The sequence below is a fragment of the Pseudomonas veronii genome, from assembly GCF_002028325.1.
Classification (GTDB): domain Bacteria; phylum Pseudomonadota; class Gammaproteobacteria; order Pseudomonadales; family Pseudomonadaceae; genus Aquipseudomonas; species Aquipseudomonas veronii.
This window is the reverse complement of the sequence record NZ_CP018420.1, coordinates 4,727,351-4,743,694: the sequence shown is the minus strand read 5'-3', so window position 1 is coordinate 4,743,694 and position 16,344 is coordinate 4,727,351. Positions and strand designations below refer to the sequence as shown.

The 16,344-nt window shown below is 60.3% G+C and carries 17 protein-coding genes and 4 tRNA genes; 14 read left to right on the top strand and 7 right to left on the bottom strand.

What is annotated here, in order from left to right; all coding sequences use genetic code 11:
• Window positions 1–71: 71 nt before the first annotated feature.
• The 10 genes from accD to PverR02_RS21565 all read left to right on the top strand — a co-directional run bounded on the left by accD (window position 72) and on the right by PverR02_RS21565 (window position 7,845).
• Window positions 72–992 carry an acetyl-CoA carboxylase, carboxyltransferase subunit beta gene (accD, locus tag PverR02_RS21610; RefSeq protein WP_046382640.1) on the top strand — a complete coding sequence of 307 codons (921 nt, stop codon included), beginning with the start codon at window positions 72–74 and terminating at the stop codon, window positions 990–992.
• Window positions 989–2,296 (top strand): bifunctional tetrahydrofolate synthase/dihydrofolate synthase, encoded by a 1,308-nt coding sequence (folC, locus tag PverR02_RS21605; RefSeq protein ID WP_079444385.1) that lies wholly within the window; start codon window positions 989–991, stop codon window positions 2,294–2,296. The genes accD and folC overlap by 4 nt, the downstream gene beginning before the upstream one ends.
• Window positions 2,280–2,933, top strand: a complete 654-nt coding sequence (locus PverR02_RS21600) for an SPOR domain-containing protein (RefSeq protein WP_046382642.1) — start codon at window positions 2,280–2,282, stop codon at window positions 2,931–2,933. The genes folC and PverR02_RS21600 overlap by 17 nt, the downstream gene beginning before the upstream one ends.
• A 257-nt stretch (window positions 2,934–3,190) precedes the next feature.
• Window positions 3,191–3,748, top strand: a complete 558-nt coding sequence (locus PverR02_RS21595) for a CvpA family protein (protein WP_057005681.1) — start codon at window positions 3,191–3,193, stop codon at window positions 3,746–3,748.
• Window positions 3,749–3,789: 41 nt separating this feature from the next.
• Window positions 3,790–5,295, top strand: a complete 1,506-nt coding sequence (gene purF, locus PverR02_RS21590; protein ID WP_017847690.1) for an amidophosphoribosyltransferase — start codon at window positions 3,790–3,792, stop codon at window positions 5,293–5,295.
• Between the two features lie 65 nt (window positions 5,296–5,360).
• Entirely contained in the window at window positions 5,361–6,572 is a 1,212-nt protein-coding gene (locus PverR02_RS21585) for an O-succinylhomoserine sulfhydrylase (RefSeq protein ID WP_017847689.1), read from the top strand.
• 11 nt (window positions 6,573–6,583) lie between these two features.
• Complete coding sequence (locus PverR02_RS21580; RefSeq protein WP_017847688.1) at window positions 6,584–7,348, top strand: SDR family oxidoreductase; 765 nt, start codon at window positions 6,584–6,586, stop codon at window positions 7,346–7,348.
• Between the two features lie 107 nt (window positions 7,349–7,455).
• Window positions 7,456–7,531: transfer RNA gene (locus tag PverR02_RS21575), tRNA-Val, on the top strand.
• A gap of 55 nt (window positions 7,532–7,586) precedes the next feature.
• Window positions 7,587–7,663: transfer RNA gene (locus tag PverR02_RS21570), tRNA-Asp, on the top strand.
• Window positions 7,664–7,768: 105 nt separating this feature from the next.
• Window positions 7,769–7,845: transfer RNA gene (locus PverR02_RS21565), tRNA-Asp, on the top strand.
• 224 nt (window positions 7,846–8,069) lie between these two features.
• Here the strand turns inward: PverR02_RS21565 and PverR02_RS21560 are convergent.
• Window positions 8,070–9,353, bottom strand: coding sequence for an NAD(P)/FAD-dependent oxidoreductase (locus PverR02_RS21560; RefSeq protein ID WP_079444384.1), 1,284 nt, complete (start codon window positions 9,351–9,353; stop codon window positions 8,070–8,072).
• Between the two features lie 184 nt (window positions 9,354–9,537).
• Between PverR02_RS21560 and PverR02_RS21555 the strand changes: the two genes are divergently transcribed.
• Together PverR02_RS21555 and PverR02_RS21550 are read left to right on the top strand one after the other, a co-directional pair.
• A tRNA-Val gene (locus tag PverR02_RS21555) sits at window positions 9,538–9,614 on the top strand.
• Window positions 9,615–10,156: 542 nt separating this feature from the next.
• Entirely contained in the window at window positions 10,157–10,834 is a 678-nt protein-coding gene (locus PverR02_RS21550; protein WP_079444383.1) for an HAD family hydrolase, read from the top strand.
• Between the two features lie 19 nt (window positions 10,835–10,853).
• On the opposite strand, the gene PverR02_RS21545 is transcribed toward PverR02_RS21550, so the two are convergent.
• The 3 genes from PverR02_RS21545 to csrA all read right to left on the bottom strand — a co-directional run bounded on the left by PverR02_RS21545 (window position 10,854) and on the right by csrA (window position 11,915).
• Window positions 10,854–11,150 (bottom strand): hypothetical protein, encoded by a 297-nt coding sequence (locus tag PverR02_RS21545; protein ID WP_017847684.1) that lies wholly within the window; start codon window positions 11,148–11,150, stop codon window positions 10,854–10,856.
• 95 nt (window positions 11,151–11,245) lie between these two features.
• A complete protein-coding gene (locus tag PverR02_RS21540; RefSeq protein ID WP_046382646.1) occupies window positions 11,246–11,509 on the bottom strand; it encodes a hypothetical protein in 264 nt (87 codons plus the stop codon).
• A 211-nt stretch (window positions 11,510–11,720) separates the two neighbouring features.
• Complete coding sequence (gene csrA, locus PverR02_RS21535; RefSeq protein WP_003192511.1) at window positions 11,721–11,915, bottom strand: carbon storage regulator CsrA; 195 nt, start codon at window positions 11,913–11,915, stop codon at window positions 11,721–11,723.
• A 247-nt stretch (window positions 11,916–12,162) separates the two neighbouring features.
• Between csrA and PverR02_RS21530 the strand changes: the two genes are divergently transcribed.
• Complete coding sequence (locus PverR02_RS21530; protein ID WP_026140121.1) at window positions 12,163–12,543, top strand: hypothetical protein; 381 nt, start codon at window positions 12,163–12,165, stop codon at window positions 12,541–12,543.
• A 43-nt stretch (window positions 12,544–12,586) separates the two neighbouring features.
• Here the strand turns inward: PverR02_RS21530 and PverR02_RS21525 are convergent, their stop codons facing one another.
• The 3 genes from PverR02_RS21525 to PverR02_RS21515 form a co-directional block, all read right to left on the bottom strand.
• Window positions 12,587–13,279, bottom strand: coding sequence for an endonuclease (locus PverR02_RS21525; RefSeq protein ID WP_057005677.1), 693 nt, complete (start codon window positions 13,277–13,279; stop codon window positions 12,587–12,589).
• Window positions 13,280–13,283: 4 nt separating this feature from the next.
• Entirely contained in the window at window positions 13,284–13,535 is a 252-nt protein-coding gene (locus PverR02_RS21520) for a DUF1654 domain-containing protein (RefSeq protein WP_017847680.1), read from the bottom strand.
• Between the two features lie 190 nt (window positions 13,536–13,725).
• Window positions 13,726–14,814 carry an asparaginase gene (locus PverR02_RS21515; RefSeq protein ID WP_017847679.1) on the bottom strand — a complete coding sequence of 363 codons (1,089 nt, stop codon included), beginning with the start codon at window positions 14,812–14,814 and terminating at the stop codon, window positions 13,726–13,728.
• A gap of 563 nt (window positions 14,815–15,377) precedes the next feature.
• Between PverR02_RS21515 and PverR02_RS21510 the strand changes: the two genes are divergently transcribed.
• Entirely contained in the window at window positions 15,378–16,337 is a 960-nt protein-coding gene (locus tag PverR02_RS21510) for a sugar ABC transporter substrate-binding protein (protein ID WP_026140120.1), read from the top strand.
• Window positions 16,338–16,344: the final 7 nt, after the last annotated feature.

Genomic DNA, 16,344 nt, shown 5'->3' with positions numbered 1-16,344 from the left:
GCCACATATGAATTTAGCTCAAGGGCATACGCGGGGCTGTGTTCAAGCCACCGGTACTGGAGAAAGAAAGCATGAGCAACTGGTTAGTAGACAAACTGATCCCTTCGATCATGCGTTCCGAGGTGAAAAAAAGCTCGGTTCCTGAAGGTCTGTGGCACAAATGCCCATCCTGCGACGCGGTGTTGTACCGCCCGGAGCTGGAAAAGACCCTGGACGTTTGCCCTAAGTGCAACCACCACATGCGTATCGGCGCTCGCGCGCGCATCGACATTTTCCTCGACGCCGACGGCCGTAACGAGCTGGGCGCGGACCTGGAGCCGGTTGACCGCCTCAAGTTCCGTGACGGCAAGAAGTACAAGGACCGCCTGACCGCTGCACAGAAGCAGACCGGTGAGAAAGACGCGCTGATTTCGGTCAGCGGCAAGCTGCTGGGCATGCCGGTCGTGGTGTCGGCGTTTGAGTTCTCCTTCATGGGCGGTTCCATGGGTGCCATCGTCGGCGAGCGTTTCGTGCGCGCCGCCAACTACGCCCTGGAAAACCGCTGCCCGATGATCTGCTTCGCAGCCTCCGGTGGTGCGCGCATGCAGGAAGCCCTGATCTCCCTGATGCAAATGGCCAAGACCTCCGCGGTGCTGGCGCGTCTGCGGGAAGAGGGCATTCCGTTCATCTCCGTGCTGACCGATCCGGTGTACGGCGGTGTTTCCGCCAGCCTGGCGATGCTGGGCGACGTGATCGTCGGCGAGCCCAAGGCCCTGATCGGCTTTGCCGGCCCGCGTGTGATCGAGCAGACCGTTCGCGAAAAACTGCCGGAAGGCTTCCAGCGCAGCGAATTCCTGCTGGAGCACGGTGCGATCGACATGATCATCGCCCGTGGCGAGTTGCGTCCACGCCTGGGTAGCCTGCTCGCGCAAATGATGGGCCTGCCGACGCCGGTCTACATCGCGCCGAAGGTTGAACCGATCGTCGTGCCGCCGGTGCCTGCAAACCTATGACCCAACGTACCCTGGGCGAATGGCTCGCCTACCTTGAGCAGTTGCATCCGTCCGCCATCGACATGGGCCTGGAGCGCTCGCAACAGGTAGCGGCCCGCCTCGGGTTGGGCCTCCCGGCGCCGCGAGTGATCACGGTGACGGGGACCAACGGCAAGGGCTCGACCTGTGCCTTTGTCGCAGCGCTGCTGCAGGCCCAAGGCCTGAAGGTCGGCGTGTACAGCTCGCCGCACCTGCTGCGCTACAACGAGCGGGTGCAACTCAATGGTGTGGAAGCCACTGACGAGCAGCTCTGCGAAGCCTTCGCCGCGCTCGATGCCGGGCGCGGTGAGATTTCCCTGACGTACTTCGAGATGGGCACTCTGGCGGCGTTCTGGCTGTTCGAACGGGCGCGCCTGGACGTGGTCGTGCTTGAAGTGGGCCTGGGCGGGCGCCTGGATACGGTCAACGTGGTGGATGCCGACCTGGCGCTGGTCACCAGCATCGGTGTCGACCATGTCGACTACCTGGGCGATACCCGTGAGTCCGTGGCCTATGAAAAGGCCGGCATCTTCCGCCAGGGCAAGCCTGCGCTGTGCGGTGACCTGGACCCGCCGCAGACGTTGCTCGACCGGGTGCGGGAGCTGGATTGCCCATTCTTCCTGCGCGGGCGTGAGTTCAATCTTGAGGTCGGTGCTGAGCATTGGCAGTGGCGCGGGCGTGATGCGCGCGGCCAGCTCGTGGCGTTGCATGACCTGCCGCTGCTGAACCTGCCGATGGAAAACGCCGCGCTCGCCCTGCAAGCCTATCTGCTATTGGATCTGCCGTGGAATCCTGCGCAGATTGCTCGTACATTGCTGGCGACGCGGATCGTTGGGCGTCTCGATCGCCGAGCCTTCGATTGGCAGGGCAAGCGCCTGAACCTGCTGCTGGATGTGGGGCACAACCCCCACGCCGCCGAATACCTCGCGCAACGCCTGTCGCGTACAGCGCCGGTCGGTCGCCGCCTGGCGGTGTTCGGCTTGCTGGCCGACAAGGATCTGGAGGGCGTAGTGACGCCGTTGCTGGGGAATGTCCAGGCCTGGGCCGTGGCGCCCCTGGACACGCCGCGCAGCCGTCCGGCCGCCGAGCTTGAGGTGGCCTTGCAGAACCTTGGTGCGCGCGTGGCGTCGTATGCAAGTGTCACTGCGGCCCTTGAAGCGCAGTGTGCGGTTGCCACGCCCGAGGATGAGATTCTGTTGTTCGGGTCATTTTATTGTGTTGCCGAGGCGCTCGAATGGTTGGCCCGGCGCTCCACGGAGGAAGCTGCACATGGCATTACTGGATAGCGCATACAAGCAGCGGATGGTCGGCGCCCTGGTGCTGGTGGCCTTGGCGGTGATTTTCCTGCCGATGCTGTTTTCCCGTCAGGACGAACAGCGCCAGGTGGTCGTTGAGGCCCCGGCAGCGCCCCAGGCGCCGGTCGTGCCTCAGGTGCAGGTTGAGCCGGTGGTGGTGCCTGAGCCGCAGGCATTGCCTGAAGAAGAGCCGGTGCCGGCCGATGAGGAATTGGCCGCGCAGCCGGCCCCTTCGATGCCGGTGCAGCCGAGTGTGCCTGTGGTCAAGCCGGCGCCTGCCGTCGCTGCCAAGCCTGCCGCGCCAGCGCCTGCCCCCAAGCCGGTCGTGCCGCAGCCTGCCGCGCCGGGCAAACCGGACGTGGGTCAGAGCCGCATCGACCCGAATGGCCTGCCGATCAGTTGGTCGATCCAGTTGGCCAGCCTGGCCAATCGCGAAAGCGCCGAGGCCTTGCAGAAAAAACTGCGCAGTCAGGGCTACAACGCTTACATCCGCAGCGCCGACGGCAAGAACCGCGTGTTTATCGGGCCGTTGATCGAGCGTGCCGAAGCGGACCGCCTGCGCGATTTGTTGGGGCGTCAGCAGAATCTCAACGGTTTTGTGGTGCGTTTCCAGCCTGAGCGCGGCTGAGTTCACGCCGCTTTCAGCTTGGAATGCAGTCAAATGTGGGAGGGGGCTTGCCCCCGATGGCGGTCGATCAGTATCGGTTGTGCTGACTGACCCACCGCCATCGGGAGCCAGCCCCCTTCCACTTTGGTTTTGTGCGGGCCTTGAAATGCGCTTAACTCGTCACAAACTATTGTTTTGCAAAGCACCCGCAATCACAGCTTACCGATAGCCCGGCGCTCTGCTAAAATGCGCCGCCTTATCCGTCTGTAGGCTGCACCGTGCCATTTACCTGGGTTGATTGGGCGATCGTCGCAATCGTCGCCATCTCCGCTTTGATCAGTCTAAGCCGCGGCTTCGTAAAAGAAGCACTGTCGTTGCTGACCTGGATCATTGCAGGAGTCGTCGCCTGGATGTTCGGCGGTTCGCTGTCGGTCTACTTGAGCGGGTACATCGAGACACCTTCGGCTCGCGTCATCGCGGGCTGCGCCATCATGTTCATCGCCACGCTGCTGGTGGGAGCAATGGTCAATTATCTTATTGGCGAGTTGATACGTGTCACCGGCCTCTCCGGGACCGATCGATTTCTCGGCATGGCCTTCGGCGCTGCGCGTGGCGCGTTGCTGGTGGTCGTGGCGGTCGGGCTGTTGAGCCTGGGGCCAGTACAGCAGGATTCGTGGTGGCAGGAGTCGGTACTCGTGCCAAAATTTCTATTGGTTGCAGATTGGTCCAAGAACCTCATTTTGGGGTGGAGCAGTCAGTGGCTGGCCAGCGGGATCAGCATACCCGCTGATCTTCCGTTCAAGGAGCACCTCTTACCGGCCAAAACGCCTCAGTAAGCAGTGTTCAGTCAAGATTCATTAAGTAGGGGTTGCGTCGCATGTGTGGCATCGTCGGTATCGTCGGTAAGTCGAACGTCAATCAGGCGCTGTATGACGCGCTAACCGTCCTCCAGCACCGCGGCCAGGACGCTGCCGGTATTGTGACCAGCCACGACGGCCGGTTATTCCTGCGCAAGGACAATGGTCTGGTACGTGACGTGTTCCATCAGCGTCACATGCAGCGCCTCGTCGGGCACATGGGCATTGGCCATGTGCGTTACCCGACTGCCGGTAGCTCGACCTCGGCCGAAGCTCAACCGTTTTACGTCAACTCGCCTTACGGCATCACCCTGGCGCATAACGGTAACCTGACCAACGTTGAACAGCTGGCCAAGGAGATTTACGAATCTGACCTGCGTCACGTCAACACCAACTCTGACTCGGAAGTGCTGCTCAACGTGTTCGCTCACGAGCTGGCCCAGCGCGGCAAGCTGCAGCCGACCGAAGAAGACGTGTTTGCCGCCGTCACCGACGTGCATAACCGTTGCGTCGGTGGTTACGCGGTAGTGGCGATGGTCACCGGTTATGGCATCGTCGGTTTCCGTGACCCGCACGGCATCCGTCCGATCGTGTTCGGTCAGCGTCACACCGATGAAGGCGTCGAGTACATGATCGCCTCCGAAAGCGTGTCCCTGGACGTGCTGGGCTTCACCCTGATCCGCGACCTGGCACCGGGCGAAGCGGTGTACATCACCGAAGATGGCAAGTTGCACACCCGCCAGTGCGCTGTTGCGCCGAAACTCACCCCGTGCATCTTCGAACACGTCTACCTGGCGCGTCCGGATTCGATCATCGACGGCGTTTCGGTGTACAAGGCGCGCCTGCGCATGGGCGAGAAGCTGGCCGACAAGATCCTGCGCGAGCGCCCTCAGCACGATATCGACGTGGTGATCCCGATCCCGGATACCAGCCGTACCGCTGCGCTGGAGCTGGCCAACCACTTGGGCGTCAAGTTCCGTGAAGGCTTCGTCAAGAACCGCTACATCGGCCGCACGTTCATCATGCCTGGCCAGGCGGCGCGCAAGAAGTCGGTACGCCAGAAGCTCAATGCCATCGAACTGGAATTCCGCGGCAAGAATGTGATGCTGGTGGATGACTCCATCGTGCGTGGCACCACCTGCAAGCAGATCATCCAGATGGCCCGCGAAGCTGGCGCGAAGAACGTGTACTTCTGCTCCGCCGCGCCTGCCGTGCGTTACCCGAACGTGTACGGTATCGACATGCCGAGCGCCCACGAGCTGATCGCCCACAACCGCACGACCCAGGACGTAGCCGACCTGATCGGCGCCGATTGGCTGATCTATCAGGACCTTTCCGACCTGATCGAAGCGGTCGGCGGTGGCAAGATCAAGATCGAGCAGTTCGACTGCGCGGTGTTCGACGGCAAATACGTGACCGGTGATGTCGATGAGGCTTACCTGAACAAGATCGAGCAGGCGCGTAACGACTCGTCGAAGATCAAGACCCAGGCGGTCAGTGCGATCATCGATCTGTACAACAATTGAGTGAACACCGGCCCTGAGGGGCCGGTTTTGTATCTTAAACAAAGCATTGAGTAAGGAGTCGCAGCATGAGTCAGGAATGGGATGCCGGTCGGTTGGACAGCGACCTCGATGGCGTAGCTTTCGATACCCTGGCTGTGCGCGCCGGTCAGCACCGCACGCCGGAAGGCGAGCACGGTGATCCGATGTTCTTCACCTCCAGCTATGTGTTCCGCACCGCTGCCGACGCCGCTGCGCGTTTTGCCGGTGAAGTGCCGGGCAACGTCTATTCCCGTTACACCAACCCGACCGTGCGCGCGTTCGAAGAGCGTATCGCCGCACTGGAAGGCGCTGAGCAGGCGGTCGCCACGGCGACCGGCATGGCGGCGATCCTGGCGGTGGTCATGAGCTTGTGCAGCGCCGGCGACCATGTGCTGGTGTCGCGCAGCGTGTTCGGTTCGACCATCAGCCTGTTTGAGAAGTATTTCAAGCGCTTCGGTATTGAAGTGGACTACGTGCCTTTGGCGGATCTTTCCGGCTGGGATGCGGCAATCAAAGCCAATACCAAGCTGCTGTTCGTCGAGTCGCCGTCCAACCCGCTGGCCGAGTTGGTGGACATCGCCGCGCTGTCGCAAGTCGCGCATGCCAAAGGCGCCATGCTGGTGGTCGACAACTGCTTCTGTACGCCGGCGTTGCAACAGCCGTTGAAGCTGGGTGCGGATGTTGTCGTGCATTCGGCGACCAAGTTCATCGACGGCCAAGGCCGTTGCATGGGCGGTGTGGTGGCGGGGCGTAGCGAGCAGATGAAAGAAGTGGTGGGTTTTCTGCGCACGGCCGGCCCGACCCTGAGCCCGTTCAATGCATGGATCTTCCTCAAGGGCCTGGAGACCCTCAGCCTGCGGATGAAAGCCCATTGTGCCAATGCCCAGGCCCTGGCCGAGTGGCTGGAGCAGCAGGACGGTATCGAGAAGGTTCATTACGCCGGCCTCAAGAGCCATCCGCAGCACGCATTGGCCCAGCGCCAGCAGCGCGGCTTCGGTGCGGTGGTGAGTTTTGAAGTGAAAGGCGGCAAAGAGGGCGCCTGGCGCTTTATCGACGCGACGCGCCTGATCTCGATCACCGCCAACCTGGGTGACAGCAAGACCACCATTACCCATCCCGGCACCACGTCCCACGGCCGCCTGGCGCCGCAGGAGCGGGAAGCGGCGGGTATTCGCGACAGCCTGATCCGTGTTGCGGTGGGGCTTGAAGACGTCGCTGACTTGCAGGCTGATCTGGCCCGTGGGCTGGCGGCCTTGTGATCGAGTGGTCCATGGAAGCGGCTGCGGGCGGTAACGGCCGCGTCGCGCTGGTGACGGGCGCTGCCCGGGGCATTGGCCTGGGGATCGCGGCGTGGCTGATCAGCGAAGGCTGGCAGGTGGTGTTGGCCGACCTGGACCGCGAGCGCGGCTCCAAGGTCTCCAAGGTGCTCGGCGAGAACGCCTGGTTTATCACCATGGACGTGGCCGACGAGAAGCAAGTCGCCCAGGGCGTCGCTGAAGTGCTCGGGCAGTTCGGGCGCCTGGACGCATTGGTGTGCAATGCGGCGGTGGCCGACCCGCGCAATATCACCCTTGAAAGCCTTGACCTGGCCTCCTGGAATCGCGTGCTGGCGGTGAACCTCAGCGGCCCGATGCTGTTGGCCAAGCACTGTGCGCCTTACCTGCGCGCCCATGGCGGTGCGATCGTCAACCTGGCCTCGACCCGGGCTCGGCAGTCGGAGCCGGACACCGAAGCCTACGCGGCGAGCAAGGGCGGCGTGCTGGCCCTGACACACGCCTTGGCGATGAGCCTTGGCCCGGAAGTGCGGGTCAACGCCGTCAGCCCTGGCTGGATCGATGCGCGTGATCCGGCAGCCCGTCGCGCAGAGCCGCTGACCGACGCCGACCACGCCCAGCATCCGACGGGCAGGGTTGGCACGGTGGAGGACGTGGCGGCGCTGGTGGCATGGCTGCTGTCGCGCCAGGCCGGGTTTGTCACCGGCCAGGAGTTTGTGGTGGACGGCGGCATGAGCAAGAAGATGATTTACAGCGAGTAGGGTGGGTAGCCGTCTTGAAACTATTTTGTCTTTTTCAGAAAAACTTCAAGCAGGCTATTGACTTAGGTCCGCTATCTGCGTAAATTTCGCGGCCTCAACGAAGCAAAGGGTGATTAGCTCAGCTGGGAGAGCATCTGCCTTACAAGCAGAGGGTCGGCGGTTCGATCCCGTCATCACCCACCACTTCTTGAGAGTTTTGCCCTAGGGTAAGACGCAACGTTAAAGGTTGCACCGACGCGCAGCGGTAGTTCAGTCGGTTAGAATACCGGCCTGTCACGCCGGGGGTCGCGGGTTCGAGTCCCGTCCGCTGCGCCATATTTTCCAGGTTCGATTCGTCGGGCTTGAGGTTGAACAGCCAAGGCTGATCAGCCAGATGTTTAAAGACGGTCGAGGGTTTACGCTCGGTCGGTCAAGCGATACGCAGCGGTAGTTCAGTCGGTTAGAATACCGGCCTGTCACGCCGGGGGTCGCGGGTTCGAGTCCCGTCCGCTGCGCCATATCTGCTTCAAGGCCCACTGAACGCCTTGCAGCACAAAGAAAGCCGTTGGCTGCCTTTGACCCGATAGCAAAGACCCTGGTCGAAAGACCGGGGTTTTTTGTGTCTGCGATTCAGCATTGATCAGCGCGTGTCGGCAAGCTACCTCAGCCTCTGTGGACGCAAGCTTGCCGGTGATGGCGTCGGCTGAGTGCGCCGTGCCAGCATCCCAGGCAAGCCTTCCCATCAGAACCCCAGCTTATCCCGTAGCCCGTAATACCAGGCGCCCATCGCGGCAAACGGCGTGCGCAGCAGTTGCCCGCCGGGGAACGGGTAGTGCGGCAGGTCGGCAAACGCGTCAAAACGCTCTGCCTGGCCTCGAAGGGCCTCTGCCAGTACCTTGCCCGCCAGGTGCGTGTACGTCACGCCGTGGCCGCTGCAGCCTTGGGAGTAATAGATGTTGTCGCCCAGGCGACCGACTTGCGGCAAGCGCGACAGGGTCAGCAGGAAATTGCCGGTCCAGGCGTAGTCAATCTTCACATCCTTGAGTTGCGGGAAGGCCTTGAGCATCTTCGGGCGGATGATTGCTTCGATATTGGCCGGGTCCCGCGCGCCATAGACCACGCCACCGCCGAAGATCAGGCGTTTGTCACTGGTCAGGCGGTAGTAGTCGAGCAGGTAGTTGCAATCTTCGACGCAGTAGTCCTGTGGCAATAGCGTTTTGGCCAGCTCGTCCCCCAGCGGTGCGGTGGTGATCACCTGCGTGCCGCACGGCATCGATTTGGCCGCCAATTCCGGCACCAGGTTCCCCAGGTAGGCATTGCCGGCGACGATGATGAACTTCGCCCTGACCTTGCCCTCGGCGGTGTGTACTACTGGGGTGGCGCCGCGCTCGATGCACAATGCGGCTGACTGCTCATAAATCGTGCCGCCGAGGGACTCTACGGCTGCTGCTTCGCCCAGCGCCAGGTTGAGCGGGTGGATATGTCCGCCGCTCATGTCCAGCAGGCCGCCGACGTAATTGTCACAGGCCACCACCTCGCGGATGCGCCGCTCGTCCAGCAACTCCAGCTGCGTATGGCCATAACGCTCCCACAAGCGCTTCTGCGACTCCAGGTGACCCATGTGCTTGCTGTTCAGCGCGGCGAATACTCCACCGTCCTTCAGATCGCACTGAATCTGGTACTTGGCGATCCGCTCACGAATGATCCTGCCGCCCTCGAACGCCATCTGTCCCAGCAACTGCGCCTGCTTCGGCCCGACGCTGCGCTCGATCACATCGATATCGCGGCTGTAGCTGTTGACGATCTGCCCGCCGTTGCGGCCAGACGCGCCAAACCCTACCTTAGCCGCCTCCAGGACTGTCACGCGAAAACCGTTCTCCAGCAGAAACAGCGCGCTGGAGAGCCCGGTGTAGCCAGCACCGATCACGCACACATCGGTTTCGACTTCACCTTGCAGCACTGGGCGAGGCGGAGCCGCATTCGCCGACGCGGCGTAATACGACTGGGGGTAGGGGGTGTTCGCCATCCTGGAACCTCTGTTTTATATTTTTTACGAGTGCCCCGATCCTACCTGAGTTGAAAATCGCCTGCCAGCCGCCCGAAAAATACGGGTGTACGGGCCGAAAATAAAAAATTCGCATATTCATAGGGTTAGCTGCAAAAAAGATGTTGACAGCCCTCCGGAATTCCGTAGAATGCCGCCTCACAGCAGGCACGTAGCTCAGTTGGTTAGAGCACCACCTTGACATGGTGGGGGTCGTTGGTTCGAGTCCAATCGCGCCTACCAAACAAAATCCGCTCTGCTGGGCGGTCTGGAAGGGCTCACCGAAAGGTGGGCCCTTTTTTGTTGCCTGAAATTTGCGCGCAGTTTCGCCACGCCCCGTTCGCGGCGGACGGTGAAGCGGGCGATCAGAAGAAAAGCTGAGCCACCGCTAGCAGACAGATGATCTGGACGAACATCTGGCCGAGAATTTCGCCATTGAACGTTTCCATATGCGTTTGTCCGGCGTACATAGTGGCTAGCCTCTTTGTCGGCAATATTGCCCTGAACGGTGCACAAAGCGTGCGGTTGCTTTGTTGAGTGTAGTGGCTGAATGAGAATCTTCACGCCGGGCCGACACAAGGCGATTGCTCACACGGTTTGTCGGTCTGCAGCAACAATTCTCCCGCCTTGGAAAAAACCACTCGAAACACGTCGCCCCGTCCTGGGCGCTGCCGCTGTAGCGCCGGGGATGCGTCGCGTGAGCGCTGTTGGCGTTTACAAGCGTCGAGGTGATCCGTAGATTGCCTCGAGTCTATTTTTGTCGTCGCCTGCGAGGAAGCCACACCGTGCCCATCCCCGGTTCAGCCGTATTTGCCCAGCGTTATCGCGCCTTCCTGTTCGATATGGATGGCACCTTGCTCAACTCCATTGCGGCTGCCGAACGGGTGTGGAGTATCTGGGCTGAACGTCATGGCCTGGATGTGGCGGCGTTCCTGACCACCATTCATGGCGCGCGGGCGATCGATACGATCAGGCGTCAGGCGTTGCCTGGGGTCGATCCTGAGGCTGAGGCGCAATGGATCACCGAGGCCGAGCTGAATGATGTCGAGGGTGTGGTGGCGATTCCCGGTGCCGTTGCGTTCTTGAATGATGTGCCCAGCGATCAATGGGCGTTGGTGACGTCCGCCCCCAGGGAGTTGGCGCTGCGGCGCCTACAGGCGGCGGGCATCAGTCCGCCGGCGGTGTGGGTGACGGCCGAGGATGTCGCCAACGGCAAGCCGGATCCCGCCTGCTATAGGCTGGGTGCGCAACGTCTGGGTGTCGCGGCCCAGGACTGTCTGGTGTTCGAAGATGCGACGGTGGGGATCCGAGCGGGGGAGGCGGCGGGCGCGGATGTGATGGTCGTGACCTCGACGCACCTGGCACCCATGGTGACTGCGCATGCCTGGATCGACGGGTATGAGCAGTTTCAGGTGCGGCGCGACGCTGAAGGCCTGCTGCGCGTCGAGCGCCGAATGGAGTGAGAGGAGCAGGGCGCGCGTTCTATCGGCCGTGGCCTTCTTCACACGTGCCTGGGGCGCCGGGCGTGTGCAAAGGATAATTTTTCACGCCCTGGCGCGACAGCACCATCTCTCTGAGTATCTCATTGGCAAGTCGGGCAATCGCTTCTTCGCCGCGATAGTGCGCGCGCACGATGCCGGTGATTGCGAAGTGGTCGGTGTTCGGGCCGCTGAGAATGGCTGAGAGGGTGCCGTCAGCATGTAATGTGCAGACGACCTTATAGCTGGGCAAGCGCGATGCCAGTGCAGATTCGATTTGGGATTTGCTCAGGGTGTCCATCTGCTTCAACGCCTTTCAGCCGACCGTGCAAGGCCAAGCATAGGTGCTGCTGCAGGGCTGTAAATACCGGCGATCTGATAGCCAGGCATCAGCCGTCAGTGGGTAGTTCTCCGGTGTTCGCCGGGAGCTGCGCGCTGGCACATTTTGCGCTGGACGGTTTTCTGGATCGGCTTGAGGCAGAACACAAACAGGTAGCCGCCGAGCAACAGCGTCAAGTCCAGCCATGACGGTACATCGGTGACGTAGATGTCTTTGATTTCGAACCTCAAGCCGCATTCCAATCCTGCAAAGACGAGCCCGATGAACAGGGCGATCATCCAGGAACGGGCGGCAAAAGGTCGCTTCGTGCTAGGCCTCATCGATGTGCTCCTGAGTGCACTCGTATGGCGGAAGAGGTTCTCACGAGGTTCGGCTGCAAATCATGTAACAAGTTCCGGGCGTAATGACAGTTTCATCTTTTTAGCGACGATGAAAGGACCGGATACGCTGAGCGCGACAAGAACGCGAGCAGGCCAATAGGGTTTTCGCCAGCCGTGACCGTGAACGAAAAGGCTGGCTACTGAAGGTGCTTCAAGGCGTCTGGTTTTTATCCGGCGCCGTCAGGCCGGCCTGGATGCGCTGGTAGATTTCCTCGCGATGCACGGCAACATCCTTCGGTGCATTGATGCCGATTCGTACTTGCTGGCCGCTGACGCCCAGGATGGTGATCGTAATGTCATCACCGATGTTTATGCTTTCACCAACTTTACGGGTGAGTATCAGCATGGACTTCTCCTTGATTACTTTTAAGGACACATGTTTCAGACAGGGCAGGTGTCGGATGTGTGTAGCTTACTGCTAAGCGCTTCCCTGTGACTGCCTCTTTTAGGACGCATAGAGGCGACATTAATTCCCATGGCGTCATCATACAGGTCTGCGATACATGATTCGCATTGTTTAACCCAACGTTTATGACGGCCAGAATAGACAGTGGATGATAAAGTTGCCTCTTTATCCTTAAAGGAGCAGGGCAGTGCGTAAAGTAGCGATGGCAATGGCGGTGTTGGCATTGGCCGGTTGCGGTGAAGGCAAGCGTGTCGAAGAGCCCAGGGCCAAGCCCGCCGTGACTGAAAGCCAGCCGCAAACCGGTGCGATTGCCGCTCAGGAGTGGGACCTGCGCGTGGGTCCGCCGGATCACAAGCTGCAGGCGATCACCGACCTGACCGCCTGGTTGCTGGAGCATGGTTTCAATTTTTATATCGTGAAGGAAGACGGCAAGGATGTGGTGCTGTTGGGGCCATTCCAAACCAGGGCCGAGGCTGAAGCCAAACAGGCCTTGCTGACGGAAAAACTTGCCCGTGCCAAGAAAAACGACACCGAGTCGCAGATCATCGAACACAAGGTCGCGCAGTAACCGGCCGATTGGGCGGGAAAATACCGATTTTTCCCGCTCGGTTTCAGTTGCAGGCTTTCAGATTCACCGGGCCGACGAACTCGTTGCCGCGCCCCATCACGCAGGCTACCGTCTGATTGCGTTGGCGCTCCCAGGTCTGCACCGGATAGGTCTTGTTCCAGGCTTCGTACAGTTGGCGATCCTGTTTCGACAGGCGCAAGCCGTATTGTTTACTCATGTAAAAATACGTCCGTGCGATCATCCCGCGAATGGACGGACGCGGCATCACCTTCTTGGCCTTGAAGTCGACCTGGGTCAGGCATGAACCGTACTGCCCGCTTTGCACCGGCAGCCAGCCAAAACTGAAGTTGTTCCGGTCGCCATTGACCTCGCCGATGCTCGGCACGAGGTTGTGCAGGTCGGCTTCGGCGCGTTTGAACACGTCGTCATACCGCGTACAGTTCTTGCGCCCGCCATTCTGCCAGCACTGGCGCTGATGCCCGATCTGCCAGGCCGGCACGATATGTTCCCATTCGATGCGCGCGGCGCGGCTGGCGTTTTTGCGTGGGATGTAGCCGCAGGCTTTCAGGTCTACGCGGTTGCCCGTGTATTTGCAGCCGCAATAGAACTCGGTGGATTGTGGTGCGTAGAGTTTCCAGGCGATTTTCTTGGCTTCGCTGAACGTTCGGGGCGCTTGGGCGTGGGCGGCGATGGCAAAAAACAGGCACAAAAACACAGCAGTAAAACGGACACTCATTGAATCAATCTTCCTTCGGCACAACCCAGAAAATCTGCACGCCACCGTCGTCCCGGTAGGCGAGTGTGACGTTGTCGTTCTCCGCAATTTCCTCCAGCAGACGTTGCCATTCGTCCTCCGGTTCATCCGGCAGGCGGAAGATCAAGGCTGCCTTGGCTTTCTGGGCGTTGGTCGAATTGATGATCTTTTGCACACGAAGGGCCAGACGTTCGTAAGCATCAGGCGGGGTTGGCGCTGCGGAAGAGGACTTTGCCACGGAGTATTCCTTAGTAAGCTGTACGTGCATACAGTATTTAACTGTAGGCGATTTCGCAACTGCTTAAAATTCAACAAGCTCGTCTGACAGTGATTCAAGCGAATTGATGTAGGGCGGGGAGATATGTAGCGAGGGTTTTGCGGGGAAGCAGGGGCGGGCGAATCCGCCCCTGCACAGGTGTTACCAGGAATCAGTATTCCCAGAACATCCGTTGCAGCTCTTTGCTGTCCTGGGTCTTGGTCAGGCCAACCATCGCCAGAATCCGCGCTTTCTGCGGGTTCAGGTCGTGGGCAGCCACCCAGTCGTACTTGTCGTCAGGCTGTTCGGCGTTGCGCAGCACGAAACCGCCGGCATTCACGTGGGACGAGCGAATGATCTGCACGCCTTGCTTGCGCAGTTCCTGCAGGGCCGGGACGACCTTGGAGGACACCGAGCCGTTGCCGGTGCCTGCAAAGATGATGGCTTTGGCGCCGGCCTGGGCCAGGGCTTTGGCGGCAGTGTCGCTTACGTTGCCGTAGCCGTAGGCAATTTCGACGTCGGGCAGGCTCTTGATGGTCTTGATGTCGAACTCGGAGTCCATGGTGTGACGCTTGGCCGGCAGGCGGAACCAGTAGGATTTGCCTTCAACCACCATGCCCAACGGGCCCCATGGGCTCTTGAACGCTTCGGTCTTGATGTTGACCATCTTGCTCACGTCGCGACCCGACTGGATCTCGTCGTTCATGGTCACCAGCACGCCCTTGCCGCGGGCATCCTTGCTGCCGGCGACGGCGACGGCGTTGTACAGGTTGAGCATGCCGTCTGCCGACATGGCGGTACCTGGGCGCATCGAGCCGACAACAATGATGGGTTTGTCGGTTTTTTCCACCAGGTTCAGGAAGTAAGCGGTTTCTTCCAGGGTATCGGTGCCGTGGGTGATCACGATGCCGTCGACGTCCTTGCTGTCAGCCAGTTCGGCGACGCGGCGACCCAATTGCAGCAGGTTTTCGTTATTGATGCTTTCGGAGGCAATTTGCATGACTTGCTCGCCGCGCACATTGGCGATCTGGCTAAGCTCGGGAACACCGGCGATCAATTGCTCGATGCCGACTTTGGCTGCCTGGTAGGTGGCGCTGTTAGCGGTGCTGGCGCCAGCGCCGGCAATGGTGCCGCCGGTGGCGAGGATCACCACGTTGGAGAGTTTGGCTTTGGTTTCGACTTCTTTTGCCTGAGCGGCAACGGGGAACAGCAGCAGGAGGGCGAGTGCGCCCGGAACAAAGGTCTTCAGTGCAGATTTCATTATTTTTCTCTCTGGTTTTTGATGAGTGCGGTAGCAAGTTCATCTAGAGCGCTCGGGCGGTTCTGAACGCCTCGAGGTGCAGGAAGGGAGCAGGATTTGTACCAGCCTGAACGCCTTCGTGTTTATTATCTAAGGTGTTGATTTAAAACAAATTAAAATTATCTTTAAGAAGGTTTGTCCATGCACTTGTCCGGCTTTCCGAACAAAGCGTGGCTGTTGCGTTCGGTTGTCCGAAAATAATGACGGGATAGTCGCCGGAGGCGTATGACATCGGCGGCACTGCCTGTCGTTTTAGAGAACGATCCGGCGACGGTGATGTTTAATAACCCCGCGAGACAGGCTGGAACGCAGGCGCTAGAGGGCTTGGATGGAGGGCGGTTTTCTTCCGTTGACAAATCCTGGCAAGGTTCTCATAGTTTGTTTAACGCAAACGTTTGCGAGATGTTTCGCGGGTACGCCCTGAACGTCTTGAAAGCTCGTATCAGTCGCCCGGGTGGGTGGGCTGCCGAAGTGTTCTTCGGTGCAAGCGTTGCTCCCAATAATCATAAGATCGGAGTGAACCCATGAAGCTGCCATTCGCTGGACGTCTTCTTGCTGTCGCTGTGCTTGCCGCCGCATCTGCTGCTCTGCCTCTCTCTTCTGCATTCGCCGCCGACACCGCTGCCAAACCCAAGGTCGGCCTGGTGATGAAATCCCTTGCCAATGAATTCTTCGTCACCATGCAAGAGGGCGCGAAGGACTACCAGAAGTCCCACGCCGCTGATTTCGACATGATCACCAACGGTATCAAGAACGAAACCGATACCAGCGCGCAGATCGATATCGTCAACCAGATGATCCTCGCCAAAGTGAACGCCATCGTCATCGCACCGGCTGACTCCAAGGCACTGGTCACCGTGCTGAAAAAAGCCTCCGATGCCGGCATCAAGGTCGTCAACATCGATAACCGCCTGGACCCGGGCGTGCTGAAAAGCAAAAACCTCGATATTCCCTTCGTCGGCCCGGACAACCGCAAAGGCTCCAAGCTGGTGGGTGATTACCTGGCCAAGCAACTGGCGGCGGGTGACAAGGTCGGCATCATCGAAGGCGTACCGACCACTACCAACGCGCAGCAGCGCACCGCAGGCTACAAGGATGCGATGGACGCGGCCGGCATGAAGATCGTCTCCACCCAATCGGGCAACTGGGAAATCGACCAGGGCCAGAAGGTCGCCTCTGCGATGCTGAGCGAATACCCCGACCTCAAGGCGCTGTTGGCCGGTAACGACAACATGGCCCTGGGCGCCGTCTCGGCCGTGCGTGCGGCAGGCAAAGCCGGCAAGGTTCTGGTCGTAGGCTACGACAACATCGCCGCGATCAAGCCGATGCTGCAGGACGGCCGTGTCCTGGCGACCGCCGACCAGGCTGCCGCACAGCAGGCCGTGTTCGGTATCCAGAACGCGCTCAAGCTGGTCAAGGGTGAGAAGGTCGACGCTCAAGACGGCGTGATCGAAACCCCGGTCGAACTCGTCCTCAAGAAGTAATCCCGGC